10 protein-coding genes are annotated in these 11,920 nt (G+C 65.9%); 7 read left to right on the top strand and 3 right to left on the bottom strand.

The features are described from left to right. The first annotated feature begins 13 nt into the window (after window positions 1-13). The 5 genes from DRF71_RS10560 to DRF71_RS10540 are packed head-to-tail and all read left to right on the top strand — an operon-like array spanning window position 14 to window position 4,482. Complete coding sequence (locus DRF71_RS10560; RefSeq protein ID WP_112310513.1) at window positions 14-784, top strand: HpcH/HpaI aldolase family protein; 771 nt, start codon at window positions 14-16, stop codon at window positions 782-784. 11 nt (window positions 785-795) lie between these two features. After that, on the top strand, window positions 796-1,740 hold the full coding sequence (locus tag DRF71_RS10555) for a DUF6282 family protein (protein WP_198672153.1): 945 nt from the start codon (window positions 796-798) through the stop codon (window positions 1,738-1,740). A 3-nt stretch (window positions 1,741-1,743) separates the two neighbouring features. Next, window positions 1,744-2,679 (top strand): BKACE family enzyme, encoded by a 936-nt coding sequence (locus DRF71_RS10550; protein WP_112310512.1) that lies wholly within the window; start codon window positions 1,744-1,746, stop codon window positions 2,677-2,679. Then, window positions 2,679-3,407: an NAD(P)H-dependent oxidoreductase gene (locus DRF71_RS10545; protein WP_112310511.1), complete on the top strand. Its 729-nt coding sequence runs from the start codon at window positions 2,679-2,681 to the stop codon at window positions 3,405-3,407. The genes DRF71_RS10550 and DRF71_RS10545 overlap by 1 nt, the downstream gene beginning before the upstream one ends. 28 nt (window positions 3,408-3,435) lie before the next feature. Further along, entirely contained in the window at window positions 3,436-4,482 is a 1,047-nt protein-coding gene (locus DRF71_RS10540) for an enoyl-CoA hydratase/isomerase family protein (protein WP_112310510.1), read from the top strand. Window positions 4,483-4,486: 4 nt separating this feature from the next. On the opposite strand, the gene DRF71_RS10535 is transcribed toward DRF71_RS10540, so the two are convergent. After that, entirely contained in the window at window positions 4,487-6,154 is a 1,668-nt protein-coding gene (locus DRF71_RS10535; RefSeq protein ID WP_112310509.1) for a flavin monoamine oxidase family protein, read from the bottom strand. An 85-nt stretch (window positions 6,155-6,239) separates the two neighbouring features. Between DRF71_RS10535 and DRF71_RS10530 the strand changes: the two genes are divergently transcribed. Next, on the top strand, window positions 6,240-7,025 hold the full coding sequence (locus DRF71_RS10530) for a carbon-nitrogen hydrolase family protein (RefSeq protein WP_112310508.1): 786 nt from the start codon (window positions 6,240-6,242) through the stop codon (window positions 7,023-7,025). Window positions 7,026-7,032: 7 nt separating this feature from the next. Here the strand turns inward: DRF71_RS10530 and fes are convergent, their stop codons facing one another. Together fes and DRF71_RS10520 are read right to left on the bottom strand one after the other, a co-directional pair. After that, window positions 7,033-8,619, bottom strand: a complete 1,587-nt coding sequence (gene fes, locus DRF71_RS10525; protein WP_157971035.1) for an enterochelin esterase — start codon at window positions 8,617-8,619, stop codon at window positions 7,033-7,035. A gap of 14 nt (window positions 8,620-8,633) precedes the next feature. After that, a complete protein-coding gene (locus tag DRF71_RS10520) occupies window positions 8,634-10,730 on the bottom strand; it encodes a TonB-dependent siderophore receptor (RefSeq protein WP_198672152.1) in 2,097 nt (698 codons plus the stop codon). Between the two features lie 204 nt (window positions 10,731-10,934). Here DRF71_RS10520 and DRF71_RS10515 point away from each other — a divergent pair, with 204 nt between their 5' ends. Further along, window positions 10,935-11,846: a helix-turn-helix domain-containing protein gene (locus DRF71_RS10515; protein ID WP_157971034.1), complete on the top strand. Its 912-nt coding sequence runs from the start codon at window positions 10,935-10,937 to the stop codon at window positions 11,844-11,846. The last annotated feature ends 74 nt before the right edge of the window (window positions 11,847-11,920 follow it).

The following is an 11,920-nucleotide window of genomic DNA, read 5'->3' as shown; positions in this document are numbered from 1 at the left end:
GAAAGGACAAGACATGACCGACACCCCCGCTTTTCGCAGCCGCCTGCTGGCCGGCGAACCCCTGATCGGCACATTCTGCAAATTCCCGATCCCGCATGCGGTGGAGCTTCTGGGCGGGCTGGGTTTTGACTTCGTCGTGCTGGACGAGGAACATGCGCCATGGGACCGGGTGACCATCGACACCGCCTTGCTGGGCGCGCGGGCTGCGGGTATCGCGGGCCTCGTGCGGGTCTCGGACCCGGTGGCCTCGCGTATCCTGTCGGTGCTGGATGACGGGGCGGCCGGAGTGCTGGTCCCGCATGTCTCCTCGGCGGAAAAGGCGCGGGAAATGGCTGCCGCCTGCCGGTATCGCGGCGGCAAACGAGGCTTTTCCAACACCACCCGCGCCGGCGCTTTTGGTGGCCTCGGCCTGTGGGACCATGTGGAAAAGCACGATGCCGAAACCGTTTTCATCGCCATGATCGAAGATCCCGGGGCGCTGGACGATCTGGACGGAATCCTTTCGACCCCCGGGCTGGATGCCGCGTTCATCGGCCGGGGCGACCTGACCGTCGCCATGGGCGCCAGCGGCATGGAAGCGCCCGAGATCATCGAGGCCTGCACCCGCATCATGGAAGCCGCCAAACGGCACGGCAAACCCGTTGCCATCATGTCCGGCGGCACCGAAGACACAGGCCGTTACCGTGAAATGGGGGCCTCTGTCTTTATCACCTCCTCTGATCAGGGCTTTCTGCGCGTGGGCGCGGCAAAGGCCCTTGCCGATGTGCGCAAAGGCGCAAACTGAAAGGACCAATCATGGCCGACGTGACTTCCCCCCTGCCCACCATCGTTGCGCTGCCCGAGATGACGGCCGAGCGCACCGCCCATGTCGCCCGCCTGCTGCAAGGCGCGGTTGACCTGCATTGCCATTCCGGCCCCGCCGCCATGCCCCGCATCCTGGGCCATACCGAGGCGATGCAAGCGGCCGAAGAGGCGGGCTTCGATGTGCTGCTCTACAAGGATCACTATTATCCCGGCATGAACCATGTCGCGGTGCTGAACGATGTTTTCCCCGACAAAAAGATCAGGCTTTACTCCGGCGTCGCGCTGAACAATGCGCTTGGCGGCATCAACCCCTATGCGGTCGAACATTGCGTGGCGCTTGGCGGTCAGATCGTCTGGATGCCGACCTTCTCGGCGAAAAACCATATCGAGGCCTATGCCGCCAAAAGCTTTCCGAAAACCGCGCGCCCCATGATGCCGCCGGTGCCGCTGTCGGGGGTCGATGCCAATGGAAGGCTGACCGATGATCTGCTGAAATGCCTCGACCTGATCGCGGGCGGCAATATCATTCTTGCGGGCGGCCATTTGCCAGTGACCGAACAGCTTCTGATGTTCGAAGAGGCGAAAAAGCGCGGCGTTCAGAAGATGATGGTGAACCATCCGACCTATCTGATCGGCTGCTCGGATGACGATATTCGTGCGCTGGTCGCGATGGGTGTCTATATGGAACATTCGATCTGCATGTTCATTCCCAGCCGGGCAAGACAGCACATCACCGCCGATCTGGTGCATCTGATCGACCTTGCAGGGCCGGAGATGACCATTCTCGGATCCGATCTCGGCCTGACCCAGGCGCCAAAGCCGGTCGATGGGTTCCGCATGATCGTCTCGGATCTGATCGACGCCGGCGTGCCGGATACGGTGATCCGCCAGGTCGTGGGCGGTTCCGCCAAAGCTTTGCTGGCAAAGGGGGTCTGATCCATGGCGGCACCTGCAAAGAAGGTCATCATCACCTGTGCCGTGACGGGGGGTATCCATACGCCATCGATGTCACCGCATCTGCCGGTCACTGCGGAAGAGATCGCCGATGCCGCCATCGGCGCGGCCGAGGCGGGGGCGGCGATCATCCATCTCCATGCCCGCAACCCCGAAGATGGGCGCCCTGACCAGAGCCCGGCTTTGTTCGAGCCCTTCCTCAGGGTTATCCGCCAGCGCTCGGATGCGGTGCTGAACCTCACGACCGGCGGCGCTCCGACCATGACGGTCGGGGAACGGATGCAGCCGGTGGCGAGGTTCGCGCCCGAAGTCGCCTCGCTGAATATGGGGTCGATGAATTTCGGCCTCTATCCGATGCTGGGCCGCTTCAAAGACTTCCGCCACGACTGGGAGCCGGCCTATCTGGAATCGACCCGCGACCGGGTGTTCAAAAACACCTTTGCCGATATCGAGACCATCCTGAAGATCGGCGCCGATAACGGCACCCGCTTCGAGGTGGAATGCTATGACACCGCGCATCTTTATACACTGGCGCATTTCGCCGACCGGGGCCTGATCAAACCGCCCTTCTTCGTGCAATCGGTATTCGGCATCCTGGGCGGCATCGGCACCCATCCCGAGGATGTCGCCCATATGCGCCGCACCGCCGAGCGGCTGTTCGGCACCGATTATCACTGGTCGGTGCTGGGTGCGGGCCGGGCGCAGCTGCCGGTCATCACCATGGCCGCCGCCATGGGGGGCAATATCCGTGTGGGCCTGGAGGATTCGCTCTGGGCCGGGCCGGGGCGGCTGGCAGAAAGCAATGCCGAACAGGTCACCCGCGCGCGCGCGATCCTTGAGGGGCTGGGCCTGCAGATCGCCACCCCCGCCGAGGCGCGCGCGATGCTGGGCCTGAAGGGCGGCGATCAGGTGGGTTTCTGATGGGGGGCACAGCCAAATCGGTGCTGATCGTCACCGCCCATCCCGAACCCGCCTCGTTCAACCAGGCGCTCAGCACCCGCGCGGCTTCGGCTTTGCGGGCGGCGGGGCATCAGGTCGTGTTGTCCGACCTTTGCGCCGAGGGGTTTGACCCGGCGGCGGGCTGGCATGATTTCACCGCCGCCGCCGATCCCGACCGGTTTCACTATCAGTCCGAACAGGCCAATGCCTGCCGGAATGCCGGCTTCGCCCCCGAGATCGCCCGCGAACAGGCCCGGCTGGAGGCGGCGGATCTGCTGATCCTGCAATTCCCGCTCTGGTGGGGCGGCCCGCCGGCCATCCTGAAAGGCTGGATCGACCGGGTGATGGCTTACGGCTTTGCCTATGTCGACGGTGCCCGGTTCGGCACCGGCCTGTTCCGCGGGCGCCGCGCGGTGCTTTCCGTCACCACCGGCGGCACCCCGGCCCGTTTCGCCCCCGATGGCGTCTATGGCCCGATCGACGCGATCCTGCGCCCGATCAGCCGGCTGGCGCTGGACTATATGGGCTTCGAGGTGGCGCCGCCCTTTGTCAGCCATGGCGTGCCCCGCATCTCCGCCGAAGACCGAGCGGCGCTGCTTGAGGCATGGGCGGCAAAGGTGACGGCGCTGGCCGCGCTTGATCCGCCCCCGGGTGAGCGCCCCGCCGACCCTCTCTCGCTGGTGCCCGAGGGCGCCTGGTCCCGTGCCTGATGGAAAACCACCCTGGAAAGACCGCAAGATGAGTGACAGCCCCCATGTCCATTGCCGTATTGAGGGTTGTGCCGGCCGCATCACGCTGACCCGGCCGCAGGCGCTGAACGCGCTGACGCATGCGATGGTGCAGGTGATCGACGCCGCCCTGATCGCCTGGGCCGATGACCCTGCCGTCACCCGGATCGTGATCGACGCCGCAGGGGCACGCGCCTTCTGCGCTGGCGGCGATGTGGCCGCCGTCTGGCGCGCAGGCATGGCCGGAGACGCGCAGGCGGGGCGCAGCTTCTGGCGCGATGAATACCGGATGAATGCGCGGCTGGCAGACTATCCGAAGCCGGTCATCTCGTTCATGCAGGGTTTTGTCATGGGCGGCGGTGTCGGCCTTGGCTGCCATGTCAGGGCGCGCATCATTGGCCTTTCGACACGGATGGCGATGCCCGAATGCAATATCGGGCTGATCCCCGATGTGGGCGGCACCCTGCTGTTGTCGCGGGCGCCGGGGCATCTCGGCGCCTTTCTCGCGCTGACCGCCACGCGGATGGGGCCGGGTGATGCGCTTTACGCCGGTTTCGCCGATCATGTGATCGCCGGGGCCGAATGGCCCGCGCTGATCGCGGCGCTTTGCGACGGGGCGGCGCCCGGCATCCTTGCAGAGGCCGCCCTGCCCGCCTCTGACAGCCCGCTTGCGGCCCAGGCGGATCAGATCGACATGGCACTGTCGGGGCAGGATGCCGAAGCCGCCCGCCTCGCTTTGCTTGCGACCGGCGCCGGCTGGGCGGATGAGGCGGCGGCGGCCATCGCGCGCAATTCGCCCTTGTCGATGGCCGCATCGCTGGCGCTTTTGCGCGGCTTTCCGGCAGGGGCCGGTATCCGGACCGCCCTGCGCGACGAATACCGTTTCACCTGGCGCGCGGCCGATCCAGGGGCAACCGATCTTGGCGAAGGCGTCCGCGCCCAGCTGATCGACAAGGATCGCCGCCCGGTCTGGCGCCACGCCCCGGGCGCGGTGCCGGCGGAAGAGGTCGCCGCACTGCTCGCCCCGCTTGGCGAGGCCGAGCTGACTTTGCCCTGACCCCTCAGCCCCGCCGCTGTGGCTCTTCAGCCGCCACCGGGCCAAGCACCTCCCAAAGGTCGCCCGGGCCGGGATTGGCGGTGTCCGATTTGCCACCGAAATGGGTCATAATCCCCCAGACCGCGTTCAGCGCCGTCTGCACCGCCCCCTCGACCCAGGCCGGCGTCCAGCTGATGCCATCGCCCGCGAGGAAGATCCCGCGCTGGCCTTGCGGCATATCGGCCTGCATGAAATGGCCATACATCCGCAGATTATAGCGGTAATGCCCCGGAAGCGCGCCCTTGAAAGCGCCAAGGAAATTGTCATCCGCCTCCCAGCTGACGCAGATCGGATTGCCGCGGATATGGCTGCGGATATCGACGCCGGGATAGATCCGCTCCAGCGCCGAAAGCGCCAGTTCGACCCGCTTTTCCGGCCCGTAAGGCAGCACTTTCAGCGCATCGGTCATCCAGCTGTAAGACAGGCAGATCACCGCCGGCCGGTCGGAGCCATTGTCGAAGAAATAGGTGCCGCGCGTGTTGCGGTCGGTCAGCGTCATCGACAGAAGCGGGCGGCCGTCGGGGCCCGCATCCTTCCAGAAGGGCCGGTCAACCATGACAAAGGTTTTTGCCGCCTGCATATAGCGGGTGCGGTCCAGCGCCATCCAGAGCTTCTGGTCGAACAGCGCCTCATCCACCGCGACCGAAGTGGTCAGCAAATGGCTCTGACAGGTGACCAGAACCGCCGGATACTCGCGCGCCACCCCCCATTGATCGGTGACGGTGAAGCCAGCCCCGGCGCCGCGCGCGATCCGCACAGCCCGCCCCAGCGTCGCGCCGCCATTCAGCCCGGCCAGCGTGGTGCCCCCGGGCCAATGCGCCGGGTTCGCGGGTTGTTGCCAGAGCCGGTGCAGCACCCCCTCGACACCCCCCACGATATAGCGCTGATGGTCATCCAGTTCGAGCAGGTTGACGCGCAGGATCTCAAGCATCGAATTGGGGAAATCGCTGTCCCAGCCGCCGGTGCCGAACCCGACCTGGCCGAAGACCTCGCGATGGCGGAAGCCAAGCGCCTGGAACGCGCTGGACGATGTGACGAAATCGTAGAATGTCCGCTCATCCCATTTCGCGACCAGCGGATCCCACAGCGCCTTGAGCCGTACCACATCGCGGTTGCGGACCGCCTCGGTCAGAGCCTGGAAATCGGCATGTTCCTCAAGCGCGGCGCGGTAGGCGGCGGCGACCTCATGGTAAAGCTGCGGCAGATCGTCGAGGCTGCGGGCGAAATGCGTCTCGCCCTCGATATCAATCACCGTCGAGCCGGCGGCCTCGGTCAGCGGGTTCGGAAAGGGGCGGCTTTCGACGCCCAGCAGATCGACATAATGGTAAAAGGCGCGCGACGAGACCGGGAACCGCATGCCGCCCAGCTCGGCGATGACATCATCGGTGCCCTCGAACAGCTCTGACCGCAACCGGCCGCCGAATTTGCCGGATTCGTAGATCTCGGGGTGCAGGCCCAGCTTCATCAGCTCATAGCCCGCGATGATGCCCGCGGCCCCTGCCCCGATCACAGCGACCTTCTCGCCAAGCCGCGCCGCCGGGATGGCACCCAGCCCGGCCGGATGGGTCAGCCAGTCATCATAGGCGAAGGGGAAATCCGGGCCAAAGGCGGTTACAGGCTTGTCAGAGGTCATGGTCACCGGGTTTTCTGGCTGATGATTTGCAGAGTGTAGCAAACTGGGGCAGGCTTGGGCGAGAGTAACGGGCAGGAGGCCCCGGATGAAGCTGGCACTCTGGCAGGCGACGCCTGGCAATGGAAACATTGAGGCGGTTTTTTCGGCGATTTGTACGCAGCTGCGGGCGGCTGCGGCGGCGGGGGCACGGCTTTTGCTGGTGCCAGAGCTGATCCTGCCGGGCTATAACCGCCCCGATCTGCATCAAAGCCTCGCGCAGCCACTGGACGGAGACTGGGTCACCAGGCTTCGCGCAGAGGCGGCCAGGCAGGGCTGCGGTCTCTGTTTCGGCTGGGCCGAGCGCGACGGTGACAGGGTCTATAATGCGGCCACCACCATCGGCCCCGATGGCGCTGTGCTGGCGCATTATCGCAAGATCCAGCTCTTCGGCCCGATGGAGCGGAGCTCGTTTCTTCCCGGTGACACGCTTTGTCCGGTCTTCAGCCTTGAGGGGCGGCGGCTGGCGATGCTGATCTGCTATGATGTTGAATTCCCACAGCATGCCGGGGCGCTGGCGCGCGCGGGCGTCGGGCTGATCCTTGTTCCAACCGCCAATCCGGCCGGGTTCGAACATGTGCAGCGCATCCTGGTGCCGGCCCGCGCCTCTGAAGGGAATTGCACTGTCGCCTATGCCAATCTTGTCGGCCCCGAGGGGGATCTGACCTTTGGCGGCCTGTCGGTGATTGCCGGGCCGGACGGTCAGCCGCTGGCCAGTGCCGGCGCGAGAGGAGAGGCCCTGCTGATCGTCGATCTGGCCGCGGCGGATCTGGTGCCAGTGGCGTTGCGATCCGAACAGGCGGTGGATTACCGGCCCGCCCGGGGGCCGGCATAAAGCGCCGCTATTGCCCGAACAGCGCGATCAGCCCATCGGCCAGCGCGCCGCGCCAGATCACATAATCATGGCCGCCGGCATATTCGCGCCAAAGCGCGGTATTCCCCTTCATCCGCAAAGTGTCGCGCAAGATGCGAGAAGTCTCCAGGATGCCGGCAGTCGCCTCGCGCCCGGTCTCGAATGTCCCGGCCGACAGGAAGAACCGCAGCGGCAGCGGCGGGGCAGCGGCGATCCTGGCCGCCACAAAGGGCGTGCCGTCGGTATCTGCGCCTTCGGGCGCCCACCAGAACGAGCCCGACATTGAAAGGACATTGCCGAAAGCCTCGGGATGGCGCATCGCCACCCAGGCCGAGGCAAGGCCGCCATAGCTGGCTCCGGCCAGCACGGTGCGGGCGGGGTCGTGGCGCAGACCGGTGCGGGTCAGCACTTCGGGCAAGAGCTCGCGTGCCAGGGCATCGGCGAAAGCGTCATTCCCCGGCAATTCGCGCGAGCGGGTTTCGGTGTCGATCGAGGGGATCAGCACCGCCACCACCGGCGGCAACCGCCCCTCGCGGGTCAGCGTCTCCAGCATCTGCGGCGCCTGTATCTCGCTCAGCGCCTTTTCACCGTCAAAAAGGAACAAAAGCACCGCCTGCGGGTCGGAGGGGTCCAGCCCGCGCGGATGGCTGATGGTGATCTCGCGGCTGTTCCCCAGCTGCGTGCTTGCAAAGGTAAAGCTGGTGATCAGCGGATCGGCATCCGGGGCCGGGGGCGTCCCGGGCTGCTCGGGCGCGGCCGCAAGGGCAATGGTCGATTCCAGCGCGAAACGGTCCGGTGCATTGCCGGGCGCCGGGTTCAGGTTCAGCGGATCGACCTGCGCCGTCGCCAGCAGCGCGCCGCGCCGGGTGCGGGGCGTGCCGGGAATATCGGGTACATCCGGCGCCAGCTGATAGGCGAGGCGGGTGGCCGGGGGCACTTTGAAACTGGCGAACCAGACATCGCTTTCCGCCAGACGCGCAAGCCAGATATGGTCATTGGCAGGCCCGCCCAGCAGCCGCACATTGCGCGAGGCGCCGCGCCAAAGAAAGGTCATCACGCTCTGCCCGTCAATGGTCTCGACCAGCGGCGTGCCCTGGGCCGCGACCTCCTGCCAGAAGGCCTCGGCAGAGCCTCCGGCGGCCAGATGATCGGCCAGCGCTTCGATGCGGGGGCTGAGATAGGCGGCAGGCGCCGGCTGTTGGTCCGCCGGCGTCACGCGGGCGTCGATCTGCACCCGGGCAGTGCCGCTGCCGCTGATCCGCAGCAAAAGCCCCTCGCTTTCCGAGACGATCTGAAACCGCGTCCTGCCGGTCGCCGCCTCGGCGATGCGGCGGAAATGGCTGCCATCGGGGAACAGAAGATCGGCGGTCAGGGCGGCGCCACTGCCCTGGATCTCGCCCGCGATATAATCGCCCGGGCTGGCGGTGATACGGTAAACGCCCGCCCCCCCCGCCAGCGGCGCGGTCACCGGAATTCCGGTTTCCAGCAGCGGCCCGGACAGGTCTTCAGCCCGGGTGTTTCCCGGGCCGAAGACAGTGACGGCGATAAGGAACGAGGCAAGCAGGCCCCGCCCCATTCTGACCCCGCAGCTTACCATTGGTAATCAAGGCCCAGCGTCACCACCCGCTCGTTGCCGACGAAACAGGCATAACGACCGGCGCAGGAGGCGGCATAGAACTCATCCGCCAGGTTCGAGACGTTCAGCTGCGCCCTCAGCCCCTCGTAACGGCTGTCCAGCTGCCCGACATCATAGCCCACCGCCAGGTCGATCAGCGTCACGCCGGGCGCATTCCAGGAATTGGTGCGGTCATAGCTCTTGCCGATATAGCGCAGGCCAAGCGCCAGATCCCAGCCATTGTCGAATTCATACTTGCCCCAGAGCGAGGCCTGATGCACCGGAACCCGGTCATTGCGCAGCCCGATCTCGCTGGCATTGGTGGATTTATGGATGCGCGAGTCATTATAGGAATAGGCACCGATCAGCGAGAAAGCGTCGCTGACGCGGCCCTGGGCCTCAAGCTCGAACCCCCGGCTGCGGACCTCGCCGACCTGCTCGAAACGGCTGGGCGAGGTGCCCGGCACCGCTTTCAGCACATTAAGCTGGCGCAGATCGTAAAGCGCCGCAGTCACCGAAAGCGTCTCATCGCTGTTGACCCATTTCAGGCCGATCTCGACCTGTTCGCCCTCGGTCGGTTTGAACGCATCCTCGCCGGCCAGCGGCACCTGGGTCACCGGCTCGAACGAGGTAGAATAGCTGGCATAGGTGGCGAAACCATTGCCCCATTCGTATAGCGCACCAAGGCGACCGGACAGCGCTTCGGCATCGAAACTGGTGGTGGCGCCGGCCAGATTGTTGACCGCGCTGTTTTCGGCCCAGTCATAGCGCAGCCCGGCCTGGACATGCAGCCCGCCCCAGGTGATCTGGTCCTGGAGGTAAAGGCCCTGCTGGCGCACCCGGCTGAGGGTGTCGCTGGTGCCGCGCGGGGCACCGATGGTGCCGATCGCGCCGGAACTGGGATCAGTCCAGTCGATCGGGGCCACTGCGGCGCCATAGCTGCTGGTCGAATGACCGCGCGTATACTGGATATCAAAGCCCGCAAGCAGCAGATGCTCTGCCGCGCCGGTGGTGAATTTCAGCTCGGCCTGGGTGTCAAGCGAGGCCTGGCGCGTATCCGACCAGCTCTCGGTCACCGTGCGCGAGATCGTGCGGCCATCCGCCGCCAGCGCGCCCCAGACCAGGGTGCGCTGCGTCCATTCCCCGCTTGAGACGCGGCCCTTGCTGCGCAGGGTCAGATTGGGCGAGATCTTGTGTTCCAGCTCGAATCCAAGCGCATAAGAGGTGCGGCTTGAGAGTTCGAAATCCGGGTCGCCAACGAGGAAATCGGCGGGGATGAAGCCATAGGCGGTCGGTGCCACCGTCCCGGCATATTCACGGAAATTGCGGTAACCGGCATCGGGCTCGCGCTGATACATGCCGAAGACAGTCAGCGAGGTGGCATCGGTCGGCGTCCAGCGGAACGAGGGCGCCAGCGACAGGCGCCGGGTCTGCAGCCCCTCTTCCTGGGTATCGGCCTGGGCGGCGATCCCCACCAGCCGCCAGGAAAAGTCGGTGCCCTCGACCGGCCGCGCAAAGTCGAACCGCGCTTCGGCCCGTGATCCGGATCCGGTCGAGAAGCCGATCCGGTTGATCGTGCTGCCATTCGCCTTGCGGGTGGTGCTGTCGATCAGCCCGCCCGGATTGGCCTGGCCGTAAAGCAGCGAGGCCGGCCCTTTCACCGCCGTCACGCTTTCCAGAAGCCAGGTGTCGATCTGCTGCCCCGAACCGCCAAAGGACAGCCCGTCCACATATCGCGGCACATAGCCGAAGCCGCGCATATAGACCTCGTCACTGATATTCGAGGCGCCGCGATATTCCGCAGTGACGCCCGCCGTATAGCGCAGCGCCTGGGCCACCGATTTCGACGACTGATCTGCGATCTGCTCTTCGGTCACCACCGAGACCGAGGCCGGCGTTTCCTCAAGCGGCGTCTCGGTCTTGGTGCCCGCGCGCGATTTTCCGGCCGCATAGCCGCCCGTCGCCTCCAGCACCACCGTCCCGAGATTTTCCGTGGTTTGCCCCTGCGCAACCGGCGCCAGCACGGTCAGTGCGCTGGTCGTCAGCAGAATTCCCATTGCGCGGTGAAGCATCTTGCCGCCTGCCATGAACTGTCCCTTTCGTCCTTCGGCACATCTTCTCCGCCCCCGTTTTGCCGGAGGGGAGAGTTGTTGAGTATTTTACACGATTATTATAGAACTCGGGGCCACTGCTCCATGCGGCAGAGCTTTGACCGGGCGACAATCTTGTTTGGCGGGGCGCCAGGATGGCGGCGCGGCCAGACGCGGAGGACAGAGATGACGGTGTTTCGCTATCCTGGCAATCTGAGGATCGGCGTCATGCATGAAACGGTGAACGGGGTCGAAGACCCTGGCCCGGCCAGGATCACGCCCAAACAGATGCTGCTTCTGATGCTGAACGGCCATCAGCGCTTTCGCGTCAATGAGACCGAGTTCCTGCTCTCGACTGTGATCCCCGGCGATCCCGGCCCCAGGGCGCTTCTGCTGCGGATCGGGGTCGAGGCAGAACTGCAATATCTGGAAAGCTATGGCCAGCCGCTGATCAAGCTGGCGATCACCACCGATCCCGACTGGCTGGATCATGCGGGTGAGGTCAACGGCATGGGGGCGGAGATGCGGCACAGCCCCTCGGGCGGCATCTCCTGGCGGCAATGGCGCCCCGATGCGGCCATGCTGGCGCTGGCCCAGGCAATCGCCGATGACCACCGGGGCGGCAGCTATTACGCGCATCGGCCCGGCCATGGCAATCTGGTGCTGATGTCGCGCGGGATCGAGCTGTACCGCGCCGCGCTGGAGGCGGCGGAGCCCGCACTGGCCGCGCCGCGCCCGGCCGAGGGCGCGCGGCCGGATCCGAAAATCGCGGTGCTGGCGGGCTATATTGCCGGCCATCTGGGCGATCCCGATCTGGGTCCCGAGACGCTGGCCCGCGCCTGCGGCCTCGGGCTGCGCAGTTTGCAACGGCTCTGCCGGCGGCAGCTCGATTGCAGCCCGGGCGAATTCATCCGCGCGCAGCGGCTGGAGGCGGCCTTTGCCGCGCTGAGCCGGGGCAGCGCCAATGTGGCCCAGGCCGCCTTTATCGCCGGCTATTCCAGCCCGGCGAATTTCTCGACCGCCTTCAAGCGCACCTTCGGCGTCACCCCTGCCCGCGCGCAGGAGGGCGGCCGCGCCGGGGCGGGGATGCGCCTCTGACGCAAGACCGCGAGGGCCCGGATGCTGCGACCAAGTGTTTTTCATCCGTTCCGATTTTCATTAAAGAAACGGTA

Source organism: Pseudogemmobacter bohemicus, assembly GCF_003290025.1.
Lineage (GTDB): Bacteria > Pseudomonadota > Alphaproteobacteria > Rhodobacterales > Rhodobacteraceae > Pseudogemmobacter > Pseudogemmobacter bohemicus.
The sequence above is the reverse complement of the archived record's forward strand: the minus strand, read 5'-3'. Positions and strand labels throughout refer to the sequence as shown.